The following is a 22,012-nucleotide window of genomic DNA, read 5'->3' as shown; positions in this document are numbered from 1 at the left end:
TCAGCTTGAACGTAAAGGACTATGGCCTGCGGATACCGATGGGAAAGGGGAAGGAATCATGTCGAATGTCGTATCGGCTACTACGCGTTTTGTGCAGCGTGCCGGGGGAGCGCAGCGGCTGCTTGACGGGGCCCATATTCATCTGGTGCAGGCCGGTGAGCTATCCCACCAAGGTGACATGTGCTCTGCATTGGAATATGCATATCGTGCGGCGTTGAGGGCTGCGGGGGCGCGGGTTGCTATGTCTCCAATAGCGACTCGCAAGCGTAAGCCAACTAGCGCGATTGAGCAATTGCGCTTGGTGGGGGCAGCAGAAAGCATGTGGGCGGACAAGATCGCTGGTTATTCACGGTTGCGCTCGCGAGTCTCTACTGGTTTGGAAACGGAAGTTTCGGCGCAAACCGTTCGGGGGCTTATATCTATTGTTTCAGATTTCCTGGACGATATTGAGTGTGCTCATGGTGGTCCTGTAGTGGCCTGACCTGCTATTTTTCAAGGTCTCCCTGTGTGGTTTTGAATTAGCTGGGAAAAACCTAATCTGGAGGGAACTTTCCTACTAGTGTTGGCGTTAGCATAAGTAGCTAGTTAAAAAGCAAAACGTCCCTTGGGAGGTCGAAGTGTCACTTTCAGAGCAGGAGCAGCGTGCGCTGCGAGAGATTGAACGCTCTTTATTGGCGGAAGACCCCAAGTTTGGCGCTTCTATAAGGGATGCGGGCTTGGTGCCTTCCGGCGGAATGGTTACCCTTCGGGGAATTGCGATCATTGCTATCGGATTGGTAATGCTCATTGGGGGCGTTGCGCTGAGCCAGCAAACACTACTGTTTGTGCTCCTTGCTATCGCTGGTTTTATCGTGATGCTTGGCGGTGCGATATGGATGCTTCGTGCGCCTTCTGGTGGGAAGGTCTCGTCTTTTGGGGCGACTCGCTCCTCGGGAAAGTCGAACCGCTCTTCACGCTCCGACGGAATCGGCAATCGCATGGAGGAAAATTTCCGTCGTCGATTTGAGCAATAGTTTTTTTAAAAAAGACAGTCGGTCACCCTCGGGTGGCCGACTTTTTTTCTGTGTGGGGCTCGTTGTCTGCGGCTTATGTATAGTCTCCCAAGGTTCCCCACTTTCCCCCACCTTTTCAGATGTGTCTGTCATTCCCCGTGGAAATATTGTGAAGAAGTGGGCATGTGGCGTTGCTGGCTACATTTTTTAAACGTGGATAAAAGTCGGCATTTCACCTTGTTGTGGTGATTATTTATCGTTTTTTCTAGCGTGTCACTGTGTCAAGGATGGGGTGTTGTGATTTGTGAAAAGGGGGAGAACTGGTGTGATTATTGGGTGTGTTGTGAAAAATTCTCCACTTTTATATCAGCTGGTAGAAGCCGATATTTTCACGTTTCCCAAGGTAAAAACGCAGTGATGCCTGTTGTCAGTGGGGGAAAGTGGGGTAAGGTGGTTTGCAGTGACGGGATAGTGGTTATTCTGCTACCCCGGAACTGGCAAAGACGTTGAGGCTTGCGTTATCGGGAAGGCAGGTGCCTAGCCAATGTTTCTTGGCACCTATACGCCGAAACTTGACGACAAAGGCCGTCTGACGCTTCCTGCAAAATTTCGAGATGAACTTGCCGGTGGCCTGATGGTTACCAAAGGGCAGGATCATTCGCTATCGGTCTATCCGCGTGAAGAGTTTGCAGCTCGTGCGCGTAAGGCCGCCGCGATCTCTAGGGCAAATCCTGAGGCGCGTGCGTTTATTCGAAATTTAGCTGCGAGTGCTGATGAACAACGTCCGGATGGGCAAGGTCGCATTACCCTCTCAGCCGCACATAGGGACTATGCAGGGCTGACAAAGCAATGCGTAGTGATCGGCTCCGTGGATTTCTTGGAGATCTGGGATGCCGAGGCTTGGGAGGCGTACCAAGCGGAAACTGAAGCCGCATTCTCCTCTGCTGAGGGCGACTTCTTAGGCGGTCTGTTATAGGTCAGATAACTACATATCGTATGGCGTGCGGAGTGTACGTACGAACTCTGCTCGAAGTGAAACTCTGGTGTACTTCCCCGATATCAGAGTGGGTTCTTCGTGCAGGGCTCTGTGTACACCCCGCTTTTAATTAACGTGCCGCTGAAGGGCGACGCATAGTTCTACTGAAAGGGGGACTTCATAGTGACCAGTGGTAGAGATTCTGCGTGGAACTACGATATTCGTGATAATCACGGGCACGTCCCCGTGCTCAGGGAACGCATGGCGGAATTGATCGCTGCTCCAGTGACCGCGATGGGGACATCCGCAGTCATTGTGGACGGGACTCTCGGCGCTGGTGGACATTCCGCCTTCTTCCTGGAAACTTTCCCAGAAGCCTGCGTTATTGGGTTGGACCGTGATCTTCATTCACTGGCTAACGCTCGGGAAAGACTAGCGGTTTATGGCGATCGCTTTCTAGGTATCCATACCCGCTTTGATCATTTCCTTCCTAAGTTGCAACAGAGTGCGGAGGAAGGCAATGAGATTGCGCAGAAAGCAATGCGCCACGGTATCAGCGGAGCACTGTTCGATCTTGGGGTTTCTTCAATGCAACTCGATCAAGCAGAGCGCGGATTTGCGTATCGGGTAGATGCGCCGCTTGATATGCGAATGGATGATTCCAAGGGGATCACTGCGGCGGATGTTCTCAACACATATGCGCATGGTGATTTAGCCAGGATCTTGAAAGTCTACGGCGAGGAGCGTTTCGCCGGAAAGATCGCGAGTGCCGTGGTAAAAGAACGCGAAAAAGCGCCTTTTACGCACTCTGGCCGGCTAGTAGAGCTGCTTTACGCTACTATCCCCGCTGCTACTCGACGAACCGGCGGACACCCAGCCAAAAGAACATTCCAGGCTCTGCGCATCGAAGTCAACAAAGAGCTGGAATCAATAGAGAATGTTCTTCCTGTGATAACAGGCCATTTGGCTAAAGGCGGCCGAGCGGTGTTCATGTCCTATCAGTCTTTGGAAGACAAGATCGTGAAACGCTACTTCGTGGACATTAGTACTTCTAAGTCTCCGCCAGGACTTCCTGTGGATCTCCCCGGGATGGAAGCGGGATTCAAAGTAGTAACACGAGGCGCAGAAAAGGCAAATGAACAAGAAATCGCAGAGAATCCTCGAGCCGCATCGGTGAGAGTCCGAGCGATTGAGGCACTTAAAGAACCAACCACAGCCAATCAGCACCTGGAGCAATAGATGACGATGACGGAAGGCACACGCCGAGAGTCAAGCTACCGGTCCCGTGACTTAAGCTCCGGAACCGCTACTGCGTTGCTAGATTCTCCAAGCAGGACTGCACGCCCCAGCTATCATGCGCTGTCAAAATCCCGGCGCAGGTTCCAACATGTGCCAGGCTCCCAGCAGGTTATTTCCTATCGGGGGCGGCGCATCGAGCGTCCCAAAGTCGATAAGGGGCGGGTGCGTTTTGTTGCTGGTATTTTGTTGCTGATGATCGCAGGAGTTGCCGTGACACTAGTTTTGTCAGGCTTGTCGACCAAACAAACCTTTGCTATCCAGCAGCTACAGAATCAAGAAACCACCCTAAAAAATCAGATTGAGACCCTCAATCGGGATGTAGAAAACGCGTCTTCTTCTGCAGAGATCGCGCGTAAGGCTAGTGCCATGGGGCTTGTAGTCCCTGATGCTGCAGGTGTTCTTGCGCACGATGACCACGGAAACCCAGTGGTTCAGCGGGAGGCTAATGATGCAACGCATCCTCTCGTGGACATCAACGGCGACAAGATTTCTCCTTCTGCATCCAGCGATCCTGCCAAAACGAATGAAGTAGCGGGTAGCCTTAATGCTGTTCCGCAATCCGGTCCCGCAGTGAGTGCTAACACGGGTACAAATACTGGTGCCAATGGGTCTACGGTTGCTCCTTATGCAGCAACCGCAGGTCGGTAGAGGAAGTTTCACCAGGTTAGGTGGCAATAGCGAGTGAATCGATCTAATTCGGATAATGTCCCGAAGAGACAAGAATGGGCTTCTCGGGATACTTCGCGTCGCCGCAACGATAGCTTTAGGTATCGGCGTGAACAAGATCTCGGTCTTAAAAGGACCGTCAACACAAGTGCCGTCGCGGTGGACAAGGATAAGCAGCTACTCTTCCGGCTCCGTGGAGTGATGGCGCTTGCCATTATCATGATTGTTCTCTTAGTTGCGCGCCTAGCGTGGGTTCAACTCGTGTGGGGACCAGAGCTTTCACATCGCGCAGAAGCGCAGCGTTCGCGTACCTATATAGATAGTGCGCGCCGTGGCGAAATTCTAGATCGCGCAGGCAACCGTATTGCCTATACGATGCAGGCTCGTTCTTTGACTGCTTCTCCTAAACTATTGCGAAAAGAATTGCGTTATACGGCGCAGCTTAAACTGCAAAATAGCGGCGAGTATGCCAAGCTCGACAGCAGCGCCAGGGAGAAGCGTATCGACGAAGTGGTGGATGATATTCTGAACGATTATGCCGATCAGATTCTCACCATCATCAGTGACGCGAGCGCTACGACGTTGGAAGTGAAGTCCGAACAGATTCTGAAGAAGCTGAAGGCCGATACTAATTACGAGGTTCTCGTGCGCAACGTGGACCCCGATATTGCTGAGGAGATCTCCCAGAATTTCCATGGCATTGCCGCAGACATGCAGCAGATTAGACAATACCCCAACGGGGCTGTCGCAGAGAACATAGTGGGGAAGATTAGCCAAGATGGCCAAGGCCAGTTTGGTTTTGAGGCAGCTAATGATTCTTTGCTCTCTGGTATTGATGGGCAAAAAACGCTTGATGTTTCTGCTAATGGTCAGATCATTCCCGGCACAACCCGCGATGAGGTTCCTGCCACGGACGGGGCTTCCATCACCTTGACATTGGATCTGAACTTGCAGGCCTATGTTCAGCAACAGCTAGAACAAGCCGTAGCTAACTCAGGCGCGAAATCTGCCTCTGCAGTGGTCTTGGACTCTGAAACCGGCAAGATCATGTCGATGGCTAATTCCGGCACAATAAATCCAAATGGAGATATTGAAAAGCAGCTCAAAAACGGAAAAGTCTTTGATAACACTGCGGTATCTGCTCCCTTTGAACCGGGTTCGGTTGCAAAGATCATTACTGCAGCCGGTGTGATAGAAGACGGAAAGACCACCCCTGACGAGGTGCTTCAAGTTCCCGGAAGTATCAAGATGTCTGGCGTGACGGTTAAAGACGCCTGGGACCACGGAACGGTTGGATATACCACCACAGGCGTGTTTGGAAAATCATCCAACGTGGGCACCTTGATGCTGGCGCAACGTCTTGGTGAAGAACGTTTTAATGATCTCCTCCATAAGTTTGGCGTGGGGCATACGACGGGCGTGGAGTTGCCTTCAGAATCTGCTGGACTTTTGCCAGATATTTTGCAGTGGTCCGGTGGTACCTTTGCCAACCTTCCCATCGGCCAAGGAATGTCCTTGACTCTGCTGCAGATGGCAGGGATCTATCAAGCAATGGCAAACAAGGGCGAGCGCATCGAGCCACGAATCGTGGAAAAAGTCGTTGACTCAACGGGATCCGAAATAGCTCAGCCTGAGCCAAACAAGACGCGAGTGGTATCAGCGGATACTGCGCGAACAGTCGTGGATATGTTTAGGGCCGTTATCCAGAAAGATCCCACAGGCGTCCAATCGGGTACTGGAGTTGGCGCAGGCGTGGAGGGCTATCAAGTATCGGGTAAGACCGGTACCGCGCAGCAAGTTGATCCCAATACTGGTGCATACTCAAACTCCAATTATTGGATTACGTTTGCGGGCATAGCACCGGCTGATAATCCTCGCTATGTGATCGCGCTGATGCTTGATAAGCCACTGCGTGGAGTTCACGGCGAAGGCGGGCAGTCGGCGGCTCCTTTGTTCCACGATATTGCGTCGTGGTTGCTTGATCGCGATAACGTTCCTCTGTCACGACCAATGGAAGGCCAATTGGTTTTACAGGCTCATTAGTTTTGTGAATATTTCGGCTAAAGCAGGGATTCATGAAAGACTTATCGTTTGTCGTTAAATGCGTTAGTGATCTTGGTAGGGAAGGAAGCGTATGAGCGGAAAAGAGCGTGCCTTGGTAACGCTGGGTTCTCTGGCAGCGTTGACATGTGGTGAACTCCACGGTGACAAGGACATTGTCATTGAGGAGATCAGTCTTGACTCCCAGGAACTTCCTCAAGGAGGTCTCTTCGCCGCACTTCCGGGTACCCGCAGCCATGGTGCTGTTTATGCTCAAGGAACACAAGCAGCTGCGATTTTGACGGATGCTGCTGGTGCGGCGATTTTGCAGGAGAGCGGAGATACCCGCCCGCGGCTGTTAGTCGAGAATGTTCGGGACATCCTTGGCGCAGTCAGCGCTGAGATCTATGGACACCCTTCAGAGTCGCTGCAAGTCATTGGAATTACTGGCACCAGTGGCAAAACAACAACGAGCTATATGCTTGAAGCCGGTCTGATTAACGCTGGAAAATCAGTAGGGCTCATCGGCACGACCGGGACTCGAATCAATGGGGCGAAGATCCCCACCAAGCTCACTACTCCTGAAGCGCCGATGCTACAAAAGCTATTTGCTCAGATGCTTGACCAGGGCGTAACCCATGTAGTGATGGAAGTATCCAGCCACGCCTTGTCTCTGGGTCGGGTGTCGGCTACGCATTTCGCTGCAGCTGGATTTACCAATCTTTCCCAAGATCATCTGGACTTCCATCCGACGATGGACGAGTACTTTGAGGCGAAAGCATTGCTGTTTGATCCAGCCTCTGCTGTGCACACAAACAAGGCAGTCGTGTGTATAGACGACCCATGGGGTCTGCAGATGCTAGAACGAAGCGGAGCGGATGCTCTATCGGTGTCTACGACTTCGGAAGCACAAGCAGATTTTGCTGTCTCGGGTCTTACCGTGGATGCCGCTGGTGGCCAGCGTTTTGTGGTGACGCATGGAGAGTGGAACATCGACGTTGATCTGCCTATTCCAGGGGTTTTTAACGTAGCTAATGCAGCGCTTGCAGTAGGTTTGGCCAGCAGCATCGGCATCGACCTTGATCGCTTTGTCGCAGGGCTCACGGCGGTAAGTGTCCCTGGGCGTATGGAGCGGGTTAACCGAGGCCAGGATTTCTTGGCGATCGTAGATTATGCGCACAAACCTGCGGCAGTGGCTGCGGTATTGGACGCGGTTCGTCGTCAAGCAGCCGGGCGCGTGGCGATAGTCGTGGGCGCTGGCGGCGATCGAGATAAAGGTAAGCGCTCAATCATGGGGGAGGAGTCCGCCCGCAGAGCCGATTTAGTGATTGTTACTGACGATAATCCGCGTTCGGAAGATCCTGCACTGATTCGGGAAGCCGTTCTGCGTGGTGCCCGTGAAGCCGCGACGACTGCGGAAATCCGTGAGGTAGGAGATCGTCGAGAAGCTATAAAGCAAGCTGTGGCGTGGGCAAAGCCCACCGATGCCGTCATTATTGCGGGCAAAGGCCATGAGGTAGGACAGCTCATCCAGGGAGTAAATCATCACTTTGATGACCGGGAAGAGCTGGCCGCCGCGCTCGAAGAGATAAGAAATAACAGCTAGCGCGCGAACTCATCCTGCTGATGGTCTAACCTGCGGCAGGCGTTAACCAGAGAGTCGAAGTACATGGGATTGAAGGGAAAACAATGATTGAGTTGTCTTTGGGGACAATCGCCGAGATCGTCGGCGGGAGTCTTACCTCGGGCACCGATCCGACGGCGTTAGTGACAGGATCTGTTGAGTTCGATTCCCGCAAAGTTACTGCCGGTGGGCTGTTTATCGCGCTCAACGGGGCGCGTATCGACGGCCACGACTATGCCGCGAAAGCAGTCACGGATGGCGCCGTGGGCTGCCTTTTGTCCCGTCCGGTTATGGATGGTGGACACCCTGTTCCTGGCGTTATCGTCCCGCCAATCCCGGAAAAAGAACGGAAACGCGATAGCTATGCCACAGAAAACGATGCCGATGGGTCCGTGGCCGCGGTATTACGTGCGTTGAGCCTGATAGCTCGTCACGTTATAGATGCTCTTACCCAGGAAGGCCTCGTGGTAGTCGGGGTGACGGGTTCCGCAGGAAAAACGTCCACCAAGGATATGATGGCTACCATCTTTTCTGCAGCAGGGAGCACCGTTGCTCCTCCGGGGTCGTTTAACAATGAAATCGGTCATCCCTATACTGCCCTGAAGTGCACCACAGAGACCCAATTCCTTATCGCGGAAATGTCCGCGCGGGGGATAGGCCACATCGCACATTTGGCTGCAATCGCACCTCCCAAGATCGGTGTGGAGCTCAACGTAGGAACTGCCCACGTCGGAGAATTTGGTTCCCAAGCTGCTATCGCCCAGGCGAAAGGTGAGCTGGTAGAGGCTCTACCAGACAATGGTGAGGCTGTTCTCAACGCGGATGATCCGCTGGTTTTGGCGATGGCGTCGCGGACTAATGCACGCGTGATCTCCTACTCTGCGATATCCACAGAGGCCACCGTACATGCAACGAACATCAGCTTTGATCACAATGCCCGCGCTAGTTTTATGCTGCACATTCAGGGCGAGAACGCCCATCAGATTACTCTTCTTGTCGCAGGAGAACATCAGGTATCTAATGCCCTTGCGGCAGCTGCGGCAGCATATGCGGCGGGGATCGATTCTGAAACGATTGCACGTTCCTTGAACCGTCATGTGGGTGCTTCAGCACATAGAATGTCGCTCGTTTCTTGTCCTCGCAACATTACGGTGATTGACGACGCCTACAACGCCAACAATGAATCGATGCGTGCCGGGCTATCCGCACTGGTACATACTGCCCGGGCTCGGGGAAGTAGTGGTTGGGCAGTGTTGGGACCGATGGGTGAGCTTGGTCAAGAATCTCACACAGTCCACACGGCACTCGGCGCTGAGCTTAAAAACATGGGTGTGCATGGGCTTATCGCAGTAGGTGAGAATCCTGACAGTCGCGCCTTAGCCGCTGCAGCAGAGAAGACGGGTATAACTACTCTGGTTGCTCGCACTAATTCGGAAGCCGCGCATATGCTTGCTTCTTTGCTGCATGCGGACGATGTGGTGCTGGTCAAAGCATCCAATGCGTTTGCCCTTTGGGAGGTAGCAGATGAGCTGGTAGCCGTGATATCCGACCAAGAGCTAATAAACAAACCCCACGTGAACGATCAACATAAAGAACGAAATACAGCAGGTGAATAGCAAGTGACTCAAATCCTTATCTCCGGAGCCATTGGATTGTTGGTCTCCATATTTGTCACACCCGTGTTGATTCGTCGTTTTAGCGCGGAGGGGCTAGGGCAGGAAATCCGTGAGGACGGCCCAAAGTCTCACTTGCGTAAACGTGGCACCCCGACAATGGGTGGCATTGCTATCTTGGTGGGAATCACAGTCGCGTACCTAGTGACTGCGATTTATGGGGAAATCAGCGGACAAGGCGGTTTCACAGTTTCCGGAGTCCTGGTGCTTGGCTTGACTCTGGCACTTGGCGGGCTTGGGTTCGCAGATGACTTTATCAAGCTGTACGAAGGCCGAAACCTAGGCTTGAATAAGACCGCCAAACTCGTGGGACAGCTGGCCATAGCTCTCATCTTCGGCGGCCTGGTTCTGGGGTTCCCAGATGAAAACGGACTCACACCAGGGTCCACGCACTTGAGCTTCTTGCGAGACCTAGACACGGTGGACTTAGCCGTTGGTCCCACCGTTGTGGGAATCGCGATCTTTTTGATCTTCATTTACATTTTGATTTCTGCCTGGTCGAATGCCGTGAACCTCACCGATGGACTCGACGGCTTAGCCGCTGGCTCGACGGCTATCGTGATGGGAACGTACACCCTGATTACCTTCTGGCAGTTCCGTAATGCATGTACTGCTGGTGCGGAACCTGGCTGCTATGACGTACGCGATCCTTTGGACTTGGCTATTTTGGCAGCCGCAGGGTTGGGCGCATGTTTGGGTTTCCTCTGGTGGAATGCCGCGCCGGCGAAGATCTTTATGGGAGACACCGGTTCCCTGGCCCTCGGCGGTCTTGTCGCCGGTTTGTCAGTAGCTTCTCGCACCGAGCTTCTCATGGTGATCGTTGGTGCTCTGTTTGTTCTTGAGGCCGCATCGGTTGTTATTCAGGTAGTCGGGTTCCGGACTAAGGGAATCAGAATTTTCCGTATGGCTCCGTTCCATCATCACTTTGAAAATGGCGGGTGGGCCGAAACCACTGTCGTGATTCGTTTTTGGCTCATCGCTGCTCTTGCCGCTTTGATTGGCGCATCGGTGTTCTACGGTGAGTGGCTCTCGCTGGCGGGAGTCTAAGCGATGAAGAGACTTCCTCAAGAACTCCAGGGGCGCGTTCTCGTCGCTGGTGCTGGCGTATCGGGACTGGGAACCGCAGCTTTGTTAAAGAGCCTGGACGTAGATGTGGTTGTTGCAGACTCGCGTCCAGACGCCCTGGAAAACATCCACGCGCAGACCGGTGCCGCAGTCTGCGTGGACACAGATGTACAGCTTGAAGGTTTTTCATCTGTTATCACGTCGCCTGGTTGGAAGCCGGACACGCCTTTATTGGTGCGTGCTCAAGACTTAGGGATTGAAGTCTTGGGTGACGTGGAACTGGCATATCGCCTTGACCGCGCAGAAGTATTTGGGAAACCACGCCAGTGGCTTGTAGTAACCGGAACAAACGGGAAAACTACGACCACTGCGATGCTGGAAGCAATCATGAAACGTGCTGGCGTCAAGGCACAAGCGGTGGGCAATATCGGGGTTTCAGTGGCAGAAGCGCTGAACAGCGCTGAGCGTATCGACGTTTTCGTGGCTGAGCTTTCCAGCTTTCAGTTGCATTGGTCGGAGCAGCTTATCCCTGATGTGGGTATCTTGTTGAACCTCGCAGACGATCACATCGACTGGCACGGGAGTTTTGACAGCTACGCTGCTGCCAAAGCGAAGGTTCTGCGCGCCCCTATCGCTATTGCCGGTGTGGACAACGAACACGTAGCACGGATTCTGAGCACCACTCAGACGCAAAAGCTCGTTGAGTTTACCGCTGCCGACCCACGCGCAGGCCAGCTGGGAGTGCGCAATAAGATGATTGTGGATTGCGCTTTTGCCGATTCACTTGAGCTTGTATCCGCTGAAGGCATTGAGCCGCCTGGGCCAGCGGGAGTTTATGATGCCCTTGCTGCTGCGGCAGCGGCCCGAGCTATGGGAGTTTCTGCGGACACGATTGCGGCGGCACTAGCGGACTTCCACGTAGCAGGGCATCGCAGTCAGATCGTGGGTAATGTGCGCGGCATTGTGGCCATTGATAATTCAAAGGCCACAAATCCCCATGCAGCAGGCACCGCACTGGCTGGACACGAGTCGATCGTATGGGTTGCAGGAGGCCAGCTCAAGGGGGCAGAGATTCGAGACCTTGTTCTTGAGCATTCCCCACGATTGAAGGCGGTAGCCTTACTTGGTATCGATGCTCCGATTATCGCAGAAACAGTGCGAGAGCTTGCTCCACATGCCGCTATTATGGTGACGGAGAGTCAGGAACCCCGTGAGGCGATGAATGATGTTGTCGCGTGGTCTGTGGCACACGCGGCACCAGGTGACGCGATCATCCTCGCTCCTGCGGCGGCAAGCCTGGATATGTATACCGGAATGGGACAACGCGGAGACATCTTTGCTGAGGCCATAGCGCGAGAACTTCACGATTAATCGCTAAGGTGAGTTCCATAACCATCACGACAACCAGCGGCTAGGGGCAGTAATGACAAGCACCACAGCACCACAACGAAACACTGGATCTCCGCTTCGGATGATCGGTGATCGGGTGAGCGCGCTGTTCCAGCGGCCGCTTGCCAACTACTACATCATTTTGTCGATAGTCGGGTTGCTCGTCCTTTCCGGAGTCTTGATGGTAGTGGCCAGCTCGATGACGTGGTCTTTGGCAGAAGGCAGCGGCGTCTGGGGTTCTGCTCTCAAGCAGATGGTGATGGTAGTGATTGGCCTGGTCAGCATGTGGTTGATGCTGTGGTTGCCCCCAGGCGTAGTGCGAAGATTTTCCACTTTAGCCATGGCCTTTACGGTTTTCCTCTTGGTTCTGGTTCTTATACCTGGATTTGGTACAGGACGAGAAGAAGTGGGTTCGCAATCGTGGATTGTTCTAGGACCATTGCGGCTGCAGCCCTCAGAGGTCGCTCGTGTCATGATCGCGGTGTGGGGAGCGCACTTTTTTTCTCGCCCGAAATTTAAACCGACGGGTAAATGGAACGACTACATCGTTTACTCACTGTTCTCAGGAGTGGTCGCCGTTCTCATCGCGGCCGAAGGCGATTTGGGAATGACGGTTACCTTTTCTTCTGTGGTGATCGCGATGCTATTTTTCGCGGGCGTTAAAAAGACCTACATGTTGACCGCTGCAGCAGTTATTGTTTTTGGTGCATTGGGGATGGTGGTCGGAACCAGTTTCCGAAATGACCGTTTCACTGTCTACTTTGACGCGCTGCTAGGGCACTTTGAAGACACTGCAGATAAGGCCTACCAGTCGTATCAAGGCTTCCTTTCGCTTTCCGACGGTTCCCTCACCGGCGTAGGAATCGGGCAGTCGCGTGCAAAATGGTTCTACTTGCCAGAGGCACGTAATGACTTTGTTTTTGCCATTGTTGGAGAAGAATGGGGTTTTGTTGGCGGAGCGATTATCATCGTGCTCTTTGCCTGCCTACTTTTCTTTGGGATGCGCACGGCTGCAAAAAATTCCAATCGCTTTCTAGCTCTTGCCGCCGCGACGCTGGCAACAGGCGTATCTGCACAGGCCTTTGTCAACATTGGGTATGTGATTGGCTTGCTCCCTGTGACCGGTATCCAGCTACCGATGATCTCTGCTGGCGGAACTTCAGCGATTATTACTTTGGCCTCCATGGGCCTTTTGGCCAACTGCGCACGGCATGAGCCGGAGGCAATCTCAGCGATGCAATCTTATGGGCGCCCTCCCATCGACCGCCTCCTGGGGCTGAGAGAACCAAATGTGGAAGGACTTTCCCCTAAAGCCCCCATTTTTGGGCGTTCTGCTGCTAAAAACCGTCTCGCAGAGCGACGCATGCCGCCGCCAGCACCCAAGCCACACCAGGCTTCCTCGCCTGCTGCCCGTGGACCCCGGAGAGAATCAACTCATCGTAGCTCCTACGTAGTGGAGGAACAACGCACTACGCGAGGCAATCAAAGTCGTGATTGGCGGGACAATAGAGCAAGAAACACCGATACGCGTTACTCTTCTGGATCCGCATAACGCGGAAATAGGTGGGCGTCGGAAAGCAATAATTACGGCACTGGTAGCGTCGGATACCGTAGGCGGGACGGATGGTCCTCGCAGAACAATAAAGACGATAGGCGTAGGAGACGGTAATGCAATCCCCACACGTAGTAGTAGCAGGTGGCGGAACCGCGGGGCACATCGAGCCGGCGATGGCGGTCGCAGAGGAATTGCGAGGTCGCGGTGCTCATGTGATCGCGTTGGGGACATCTAGAGGGCTGGAGCAGACAATCGTTCCTGCGCGAGGGTTTGATCTTAAACTTATTGATCCCGTTCCTGTGCCTCGCAAGATTAATGCGGATTTGTTCAAGCTCCCATTGAGGCTGCTGCGTACCGTAAAACAGACCCGCGACGTGCTCAAAGCACACGACGCCTCCGTGCTTATCGGATTTGGCGGATATGTTTCTGCTCCCGGATACCTTGCGGCTAAGACATTGGGGATCCCGTACATCGTTCATGAGTCCAATGCGCGCTCGGGAATGGCCAATAAACTGGGCGTGCGGATGGGCGGGCTGGGACTCAACGCAGTAGCCGGCTCTGGCATGCCTGGGCGAGTTGTTGGGATTCCAATCCGTAATACGCTTGAGGTTAACTCTGAGGCTCGGGAACGCGGACTACAACTGTGGGGGCTAGATCCCGCTCGGAAGACCGTTTTGGTTACCGGCGGTTCACAAGGAGCCGTCTCTATTAACCGAGCCGTGGCAGCGGGAATTGATTCTTTACTTTCGCAGGGATACCAAGTTTTGCACTCTTATGGCGCAAAAAATGATGCTCCTAGCGCGCGCGAGCACTATGTTCCGGTTCCCTACATCGAGGACATGGCGGCAGCGTACTCGGTCTCTGATCTCATTGTCTGCCGTGCAGGGGCGATGACCGTCGCAGAAAACACTGCTGCTGGAATTCCAGCGATATACGTCCCCTTGCCCCACGGTAACGGTGAACAGGGGCTGAACGCGGCAGAAATCGTTGCTGCAGGTGGGGCTATTCTCGTTGACGACGAGGTTTTCGACGGTGATGCGTTTGCTACCAGTGTCGGAAAAATTCTGGGTGCCTCTGAGATATACCGCACTATGAAAGACGCAGTGGCTCACTCGCAGGCCGGTAATGCGGCTGCGGTCATTGCCGATATTGTGTATCACATTGTTAAAGACCACGATGCGGAGCATCTGCCCGCGTAGCTTGTTAGTCTGAGCCTGCCTTCTGAGAGAGGCTCCCTGTGGGTGCTGCCATCGCCCGCTTTATGATCATTCTTTTTTGTGTAAAAACGCTGGAAACATCAGCTTTTGTAATTCCCCACGGAGGATAAATGACCACTTCGGATTCAGCCATCGATCTTAGCCGGGTTCACCTCATCGGTATCGGCGGTGCTGGGATGTCCGGCGTTGCACGAATTTTGTTATCGCGAGGCGCAACCGTCTCAGGATCTGACGTGAAAGATTCGCGACCTGTTCTGGCGCTTCGATCCATGGGTGCACACGTGGCGGTTGGACATGCTGCAGAAAATCTCACCATCACGGGGGAAACGCCGACGGTAGTGGTGACATCCTTTGCGGCAATTCCACAGGATAACCCGGAATTAGTCGCAGCTCGTGAGCGCGGTATTCCTGTTATTCGTCGCTCTGATCTCCTAGGGGAGCTCATGGAGGGCAGCACGCAAGTTCTGATTGCTGGCACGCATGGGAAAACATCCACTACATCTATGGCAGTGGTAGCGATGCAAGCAGCGGGTATGGATCCGAGCTTTGCCATCGGTGGACAACTCAATAAAGCTGGGACGAACGCTCACCAAGGTACCGGCGACGCCTTTGTAGCAGAGGCCGATGAATCTGATGCCTCGTTGCTGCGTTATAAGCCGAATGTAGCGGTCATTACCAACATTGAGCCGGATCACCTTGACTTTTTTAAGTCGGAGGAAGCCTATTTTGAGGTGTTTGAGAAGTTCGCTGAGCGTTTGGTACCTGGCGGTTCCTTAGTCGTGTGCTTGGACGACCCCCACACCGCTACGTTGGGACAAAAAGTTCACGAGGAGCACAGCGACATCAACGTCGTGGGGTATGGCACGTCAGCTGCTGCGGCGGATTATCCGGATATCGCAAAGACAGTGGTGAAGTCCTTCGAGGTTACGCATTCCGGCACGGCGGCAACCATCATCGTCCAGGGCAAAGGGGTAGAGGTCCTCCTGCGGACACCCGGCCAGCATATGGTTCTCAACGCAGCGGCTGCATTAACTGCAGGCGTGATCGCAGGTGGGGATCTATCCAAGTTAGCCGCCGGGATCAGCGATTTTAGCGGTGTACGCCGCCGCTTTGAATACCACGGTGCCGTTGCAGAGGGAGACTTTGCAGGCATTGAGCTTTACGACGACTACGCGCATCACCCCACCGAGGTGACTGCTGTCTTAACCGCTGCTCGTGCCAAGCTGCAAGCTCGCGGTCGGGGACGCCTCATCGTCGTCTTCCAGCCTCACCTATACTCCCGAACAATGAATTTTGTGGATGAGTTTGCTGCCGCGTTGTCTTTGGCTGACGAGGCTATTGTCCTGGACATCTATGGGGCGCGGGAGAAACCCGTTGAGGGTGTGGATTCCAGAATCATCACAGATAAAATGACCATCCCCGCGCATTTTGAACCTGATTTTTCGCATGTTCCCGATGCCGTCGCAGATCTTGCAGCACCGGATGATCTTGTGATTACGATGGGGGCAGGAAGCGTGACAATCCTTGCGCCGGAGATTTTAACGCGCTTGCGATCAGAAACAACATAGGAATTTCGTGGAGTTATGAAAAAGAAAACGATCTTGGGAAGCATAGGAGTACTTGTTGCTGTAGCCCTTGTTACGGCTGTCCTTTTTATTGTTCCTGTGATCAAAGTTTCAGGTTTTGACGTAGAAGGAAACATTCACACTCCACAAGAAGAAATTGTGGCTGCGACGGGTATCGCTTTGGGAAGCAACCTGTTACGGATTGATGCGAGAAAAGCAGCTACCGGTGTTTCGCGATTGCCGTGGGTGGCGTCTGCCTCAGTTGATAGGGCCTTTCCGCAATCTGTCAAGGTAAAAGTGACCGAGCATAATGCCGTGCTTTTTGCTGAGCGTTCTGACGGAGATCATCTTTTCGACGAAAAAGGGCGGGCCTTTGTTATCGATGTACACCCTCAAGAGGCGATCCGGGTTACCGGGCAAGACGACGATGCCTCGCCCGCGTATGCGGCGGTAGGGGCCATGGTGGAAGGACTTTCCTTTGAGATTCGTGCTCAGATTGAGTCCGTCGATGCTCCTAGCGCGTATGAACTGAAAATCCAGCTTAAGGACGGGCGCAGTGTCTACTGGGGTTCGCAGGAGAACTCAAAGGATAAAGCAGTTGCGCTGAAAAATGCTCTCACGCGTCCGGAACAGAGCCTGGATGTGAGTGGTGCACCGCTTATTGCCGTGAAATAAAATTCCTTAAAAAATGGAGTGCTCTCTTTTGTTGAATGGCACTCCATTTTATTGTGATGGGGTACAGAGGCCACTGGTACTTTTTCTGTGCTGAGCAGGCAAGCGAAACCCTTGAGGGAGGTGTCTAAACCTCCCTGTTTCTGCACGTCAAACCCTAAAGTTAAGGTTGAGACTAGAGACACGCCGCCGCAAATGTCCGACAAAAATCCCTGAAAGTAGTCGATGATGTATTGCAGTGCAGCGTCGCATTTTGGTCGTTTCCCTTGCGTCGCTGAATGAAGAAGTAAAAATACTCAATGTGAAAGGCGAGTCGCTCATGACTTCCCCAGATAATTACCTCGCCGTAATCAAGGTTGTTGGCGTCGGCGGTGGCGGCGTCAACGCTGTTAACCGCATGATCGAGGAAGGTCTTAAGGGCGTCGAATTTATTGCTGTCAATACCGATTCCCAAGCGCTGATGTTCTCTGATGCGGACGTCAAGCTTGATATTGGGCGTGAAGCTACCCGTGGCCTTGGTGCTGGAGCGAATCCAGAAGTTGGACGCACCTCTGCGGAAGATCATAAAAACGAGATTGAAGAAACCCTCAAGGGTGCAGACATGGTGTTTGTGACTGCGGGAGAGGGCGGCGGAACCGGTACCGGCGCAGCTCCAGTTGTTGCGAGCATCGCCAAAAAGATGGGTGCCCTGACCGTTGGCGTTGTTACCCGTCCCTTTAAGTTTGAGGGCCCGCGTCGTACGCGCCAGGCAGTAGAGGGTATCGATGCGTTGCGGGAAGTCTGCGACACGCTTATCGTGATCCCGAATGATCGCTTGCTGCAGCTAGGTGACACGAGCCTTACCATGATGGAAGCTTTCCGTGCTGCAGACCAGGTGCTGCACAACGGAGTGGAAGGTATTACCAACCTCATCACCATCCCCGGCATGATTAACGTCGACTTCGCCGACGTTCGCTCAGTCATGGCCGATGCTGGATCTGCGCTCATGGGTGTGGGCTCAGCACGTGGGGACAATCGGGTACTCACGGCTGCTGAAGAAGCCATTAATTCGCCATTGCTTGAGTCCACCATGGAAGGCGCCAAGGGCGTTTTGCTCTCTATTGCCGGCGGCTCAGATCTTGGCCTCCAGGAAGTCAATGACGCAGCCTCGATGGTGCAGGAGAAGGCTGATGAAGACGTCAACCTGATCTTTGGAACGATCTTCGATGACAACTTGGGTGACGAGGTCAGGGTCACTGTTATCGCCACGGGCTTTGATGGTGCAAAAAATGCTGTGGAAGCACCCGCTCCTAAGGCAGAAGCAGCTCCTGAGCCTGCCGTAACACCGACCCCTGCCCCTGAGCGTGCTTCCACATCAATCTTTGGTGAGGAATCCGATTCTTCAGCTCGCCACCTGCGGATAGAGGAGCCACCGCACCGTGGCAATGCTGGCGGTGGCGACGGCCTGTTCACCTCAAGCGATGAGCGCCGAGCAGACTACCGTAACGATTATCGGGATCGTCGCGACGAGCGCGGCGGAGATCTCGATGTTCCCGACTTCCTCCGCTAAACATGAGTAATGGAAACGACCGCTCCGTCCGCAAGGTGTTTACCACCAGAGCGGGCGGGGTCTCCCTTCCCCCATATGACTCTTTCAATCTGGGAGATCATGTGGGTGACGCGTTAGCTAACGTGACTTCTAATAGGAAACGTTTGGCGCGTGTTATCGGGTTGGAACCTCACAACATTGTATGGATGGAACAGATTCATTCAGTCAACGTTACGGTGGTTACTCAACCTCAAGAAACACCAGTGGAAGCTACCGACGCACTTGTGAGCACCACGCGTGGCCTTGCTTTGGCTGTTCTGGCAGCTGATTGTGTTCCCGTGTTGTTGTCGGACACGGAAACTGGGGTGGTGGCGGCAGTTCACGCTGGCCGAATGGGAGCTAGGAACGGAATTGTTCGTAAGACAATTGAAACCATGGCTGACTTAGGTGCCACACCTCGCAATATTCATGCACTTTTGGGACCAGCTGCCTCCGGGCGGCACTATGAGGTTCCTTTAGAGATGGCTGCGGACGTGGAGCGTCATCTGCCTGGCGCTCGGGTAAAAACTCGCAAAGGAACGCCAGGATTAGACCTTCGCAGAGGGCTAGCGCGACAATTGCTACAGCTAGGGGTCAAAGCTATAGATATTGACCCACGCTGCACGATAGAAGATAAAGAACTTTTTTCTTATCGTCGCGAAGGTACTACAGGGCGACACGCAGGGCTTGTGTGGCTTCCTTAACGTGGGCAATGAGGCAGGCAATTTTCTCCACAAAATTCATACCGGCTCGGAAAAATGCTGTGTCGCAGCGGCATTGAGCCACCATAAGCAAGTAGCTTTAGGTGCTAGTACCAGCTTTTGGACATCGCAAAAGCGGAGTACTGCATATCACACCGCATACGATGAAAGGGACACTTTATGTCGATAATGAAGAAGACCAAAGATTTCTTCGGGCTTTCTGGGGTAGAAGGCGATCCGTACCTCGCGGATGAGGCTTACTACGAGGAGCCACGTTACGAGGGAAGCGCAGCGTACCAGCCACAGCGCTACCGTGAATCCGCATATCAGGATGCACACGCCTATGACCGCGTTTCTCGTCGTGCTTCGTCGAATATTGTCCCTGTAACCATCAATAGCTACTCGGATGCCGCAACCAAAATTGGTGAGCCTTTCCGCGACGGTGATTCTGTTGTCTTTGACATCAATCGCTTGGGAATGGATGAAGGCAAGCGCATCGTTGATTTTGCGGCAGGCCTGTGCTTTGCTCTCCGTGGCCAGATGAAAAAGATCAGCCACATGGTTTTTGCTATTGTTCCCGAGAACGCAGATGTGACCACTGCAGATTTGGAGCGCGCCGCCCGCGTATAGGACCTTCCGTCAGGGTCTGGGAGAAACTTTTCTTACCCCTTGGCGTTATAAAGATGGATATGTCCCAACCATCCTTATAACGCCAAGGGGTTTTGTGTATCTCCCGAGGATAAAAGAATATGGATATTGATTGGGGGTTGATGTGGCACAATGCTGCGCTGGCTTCCACGATCATTGTGCTGATCAACTTGTCTTAGGGCACATTATTATGAATAAATACTAGGAAGCTAGATGAAGTTAGATAAATTTTTGCAAGGCGGAAGGGCACATCATTGCACACTCTGTTAAATATTCTGATTTTGATTGTCCAGATTTATACCTGGATCTTAATCGGACGAATCTTGGTGGAAATGATCGTGAGCTTCTCTCGTAATTTTCAGGCCCCACGATTCATGGTTATTGTCTTCGAGGTTTTGTTCAAACTAACGGATCCTCCGGTGCGCCTTTTGCGTCGTTGGATTCCTCCGCTAAAGCTCGGAAATGTTGCGCTGGATGTATCTATTTTGGTACTTTTCTTCGCGCTTTCGTTTGTCAGAATTTTGCTCAGCATCGCTCTTTATTCCGTATAAACTATAAATAACTTATGTCTCGGGTGCCCCTAAAAGAGGGCGGAGATGTCCAGTTTTCTGCTTGCTCGCCCGATTTCTTTCATTTTTGTTGAAAAAACACCAAAAAGTAGGAAAACGAGAGCTGTTTTGGCCTGTACTGGGCTGCATAAGCGCCTACACGCGTTATCATGGGGGAGGTATTGCGTATAAACGTTTGATCATCTTCTTGACGTTTGAGTGTGCAAGTAAGTTAATGTGAATTGTTAACCCCCCGCGCACAAGGAATTAGGTTCTTGGGCGCAGAAGAAATCTCGAAGGGAAGAGCTCCATGCCGCTGACTCCAGCCGATGTGCACAACGTCGCTTTCAGTAAGCCTCCAATCGGCAAGCGAGGCTACAACGAGGACGAGGTCGATCAGTTCTTGGATCTGGTAGAAGACACCCTCGCTGAGATTCAGGAAGAGAACGAGGATCTGCGTCAGCAGATAGAGGAACTAAAGGCGGAAGCTAAACAGGGCGGAATATCCAAGCCTGCTATGGCCTCTGCCTCTTTTGCTAAGCCCTCTGTCGATGAGGCTGCGATTCGTCGTGAGATCGAATCCAAGCTCAAGGCTGAATACGATGCCAAGCTAGCCGACGCGCGGAAGTACTCCGATAAGTCCTCGACCGATATCGCTGCTTTGCGCTCTGAGTTGGAAGCCGCCAAGGCCGAGGCTAAGAAGGCCAACGAAGAGGTGGTCAAGGCTAAGGCTGCTGCAGCAAGCCCCAAGCTGGACGTTTCCAAGGCAGCTTTCGCTGCGGCGGGCGCTGGCGCTGGAATCGCTACTGCAGAAACACACATGCAGGCAGCTAAGGTGCTTGGACTAGCCCAGGAGATGGCAGACCGCCTTACCTCTGAGGCGCAGAACGACTCTAAGTCCATGCTGGATGAGGCTCGTAGTGCTTCTGAGCGTCAGATTCAGGATGCGGATGTGCGTGCTAGGGCAACGCTTGCCGACGCGCGCGCGAAGGCCGACAAGCAGCTTGCAGAGGCTGACTCCCGTTCCCGCGCTTTGGTTGAGGAAGCTCAGAAGAAGTCCGAGCAGACCCTCAGCGAGGCAAACTCTCGTGCTGAGGCACAGGTACGCCAAGCTGAAGACAAAGCAAACGCACTTCAGGCGGACGCAGAGCGCAAGCACACGGAGATCATGGCGACCGTCCAGCAGCAGCAGTCTGCACTGGAGAAGCGCATCTCTGAGCTCCGCACCTTCGAGCGTGAATACCGCACTCGCCTCAAGACTCTGCTGCAGAGCCAGCTAGAAGAGCTTGAGAGCCGTGGCACGACCGCACCCGATGAGAAGCGTTAAGGCCTTTCAGGATAGACGCATATGTTCACGTGGCCCCTAGCTGAATGAGCTGGTGGGCCACGATTTCTTTATCAGTAAGTTCCAAGGAGCCTTGAATATGTTGATCGCTGCCATTGTGCTTTCGATCGCAGGGTTTATCTTTCTCGTTTTATCTCTGAGCAGCACTGGTGAGATTTGGGAATGGCTCTTGTTTGGAACTGTAGTTTTAGGCATGATCTTGTTGTTTGTGGACATGTTTAAAAAGCGACGTACGCGAGGCTCGAGCGGTAAACACTCTGGTGGCAAGCACTCCGCACGATAATGTAGATTGTACCAAAGGCTCGGAGAATCAAACGCGAAAAGGCGCTGTCAAAACGCGACAACGTCGTAAGCCTTATCCCCGATACGATGCGGACAACGTAGGGGTGCAGTGAGTTCGTCGCACATGGTTTATCGGGTATACTAATCGGCTACAAGGCGCTGATCCGGCAATCACCGGGGAGCCTCCG

The 22,012-nt window shown here is 53.3% G+C and carries 20 protein-coding genes; all 20 read left to right on the top strand.

Going from position 1 to position 22,012, the window contains the following annotated elements:
- Positions 1-58: 58 nt before the first annotated feature.
- Positions 59-481 (top strand): SAV_6107 family HEPN domain-containing protein, encoded by a 423-nt coding sequence (locus CBE74_RS20635; protein WP_087454278.1) that lies wholly within the window; start codon positions 59-61, stop codon positions 479-481.
- A gap of 136 nt (positions 482-617) precedes the next feature.
- A complete protein-coding gene (locus tag CBE74_RS20630) occupies positions 618-1,013 on the top strand; it encodes a DUF3040 domain-containing protein (protein ID WP_087454277.1) in 396 nt (131 codons plus the stop codon).
- 523 nt (positions 1,014-1,536) lie between these two features.
- The gene (gene mraZ, locus CBE74_RS20625) at positions 1,537-1,968 is read left to right on the top strand and encodes a division/cell wall cluster transcriptional repressor MraZ (protein WP_087454276.1); all 432 of its coding nucleotides are present in this window, start codon (positions 1,537-1,539) and stop codon (positions 1,966-1,968) included.
- Between the two features lie 183 nt (positions 1,969-2,151).
- Positions 2,152-3,207, top strand: coding sequence for a 16S rRNA (cytosine(1402)-N(4))-methyltransferase RsmH (gene rsmH / locus CBE74_RS20620; protein WP_087454275.1), 1,056 nt, complete (start codon positions 2,152-2,154; stop codon positions 3,205-3,207).
- On the top strand, positions 3,208-3,915 hold the full coding sequence (gene ftsL, locus CBE74_RS20615; protein WP_087454274.1) for a cell division protein FtsL: 708 nt from the start codon (positions 3,208-3,210) through the stop codon (positions 3,913-3,915).
- Positions 3,916-3,948: 33 nt separating this feature from the next.
- Positions 3,949-5,976 carry a peptidoglycan D,D-transpeptidase FtsI family protein gene (locus CBE74_RS20610; protein ID WP_087454273.1) on the top strand — a complete coding sequence of 676 codons (2,028 nt, stop codon included), beginning with the start codon at positions 3,949-3,951 and terminating at the stop codon, positions 5,974-5,976.
- 91 nt (positions 5,977-6,067) lie between these two features.
- Positions 6,068-7,579 (top strand): UDP-N-acetylmuramoyl-L-alanyl-D-glutamate--2,6-diaminopimelate ligase, encoded by a 1,512-nt coding sequence (locus CBE74_RS20605; RefSeq protein ID WP_087454272.1) that lies wholly within the window; start codon positions 6,068-6,070, stop codon positions 7,577-7,579.
- A gap of 83 nt (positions 7,580-7,662) precedes the next feature.
- A complete protein-coding gene (locus tag CBE74_RS20600) occupies positions 7,663-9,213 on the top strand; it encodes a UDP-N-acetylmuramoyl-tripeptide--D-alanyl-D-alanine ligase (protein ID WP_087454271.1) in 1,551 nt (516 codons plus the stop codon).
- A 3-nt stretch (positions 9,214-9,216) separates the two neighbouring features.
- The gene (gene mraY, locus CBE74_RS20595) at positions 9,217-10,317 is read left to right on the top strand and encodes a phospho-N-acetylmuramoyl-pentapeptide-transferase (protein ID WP_087454270.1); all 1,101 of its coding nucleotides are present in this window, start codon (positions 9,217-9,219) and stop codon (positions 10,315-10,317) included.
- Between the two features lie 3 nt (positions 10,318-10,320).
- Complete coding sequence (gene murD / locus CBE74_RS20590) at positions 10,321-11,706, top strand: UDP-N-acetylmuramoyl-L-alanine--D-glutamate ligase (protein ID WP_087454269.1); 1,386 nt, start codon at positions 10,321-10,323, stop codon at positions 11,704-11,706.
- Between the two features lie 52 nt (positions 11,707-11,758).
- Positions 11,759-13,276, top strand: a complete 1,518-nt coding sequence (locus CBE74_RS20585; RefSeq protein ID WP_375167308.1) for an FtsW/RodA/SpoVE family cell cycle protein — start codon at positions 11,759-11,761, stop codon at positions 13,274-13,276.
- A gap of 116 nt (positions 13,277-13,392) precedes the next feature.
- Complete coding sequence (gene murG / locus CBE74_RS20580) at positions 13,393-14,478, top strand: undecaprenyldiphospho-muramoylpentapeptide beta-N-acetylglucosaminyltransferase (RefSeq protein ID WP_087454268.1); 1,086 nt, start codon at positions 13,393-13,395, stop codon at positions 14,476-14,478.
- 128 nt (positions 14,479-14,606) lie between these two features.
- Positions 14,607-16,064: a UDP-N-acetylmuramate--L-alanine ligase gene (gene murC / locus CBE74_RS20575; protein ID WP_087454267.1), complete on the top strand. Its 1,458-nt coding sequence runs from the start codon at positions 14,607-14,609 to the stop codon at positions 16,062-16,064.
- Positions 16,065-16,079: 15 nt separating this feature from the next.
- Positions 16,080-16,736 (top strand): cell division protein FtsQ/DivIB, encoded by a 657-nt coding sequence (locus CBE74_RS20570; protein WP_087454266.1) that lies wholly within the window; start codon positions 16,080-16,082, stop codon positions 16,734-16,736.
- Positions 16,737-17,052: 316 nt separating this feature from the next.
- Positions 17,053-18,282: a cell division protein FtsZ gene (ftsZ, locus tag CBE74_RS20565; RefSeq protein WP_087454916.1), complete on the top strand. Its 1,230-nt coding sequence runs from the start codon at positions 17,053-17,055 to the stop codon at positions 18,280-18,282.
- 2 nt (positions 18,283-18,284) lie between these two features.
- Positions 18,285-19,004: a peptidoglycan editing factor PgeF gene (pgeF, locus tag CBE74_RS20560; RefSeq protein WP_087454265.1), complete on the top strand. Its 720-nt coding sequence runs from the start codon at positions 18,285-18,287 to the stop codon at positions 19,002-19,004.
- A 177-nt stretch (positions 19,005-19,181) separates the two neighbouring features.
- Complete coding sequence (locus tag CBE74_RS20555) at positions 19,182-19,631, top strand: cell division protein SepF (protein WP_087454263.1); 450 nt, start codon at positions 19,182-19,184, stop codon at positions 19,629-19,631.
- Positions 19,632-19,903: 272 nt separating this feature from the next.
- On the top strand, positions 19,904-20,200 hold the full coding sequence (locus tag CBE74_RS20550) for a YggT family protein (RefSeq protein WP_087454262.1): 297 nt from the start codon (positions 19,904-19,906) through the stop codon (positions 20,198-20,200).
- A gap of 307 nt (positions 20,201-20,507) precedes the next feature.
- Positions 20,508-21,524: a DivIVA-like cell division protein Wag31 gene (wag31, locus tag CBE74_RS20545; RefSeq protein ID WP_087454261.1), complete on the top strand. Its 1,017-nt coding sequence runs from the start codon at positions 20,508-20,510 to the stop codon at positions 21,522-21,524.
- Between the two features lie 97 nt (positions 21,525-21,621).
- On the top strand, positions 21,622-21,825 hold the full coding sequence (locus tag CBE74_RS20540) for an SdpI family protein (protein WP_087454260.1): 204 nt from the start codon (positions 21,622-21,624) through the stop codon (positions 21,823-21,825).
- Positions 21,826-22,012: the final 187 nt, after the last annotated feature.

Source organism: Corynebacterium silvaticum, assembly GCF_002162115.2.
GTDB lineage: Bacteria > Actinomycetota > Actinomycetes > Mycobacteriales > Mycobacteriaceae > Corynebacterium > Corynebacterium silvaticum.
Note: the sequence above shows the minus strand (reverse complement) of the source record. Positions and strands in the feature narration are given on the sequence as shown.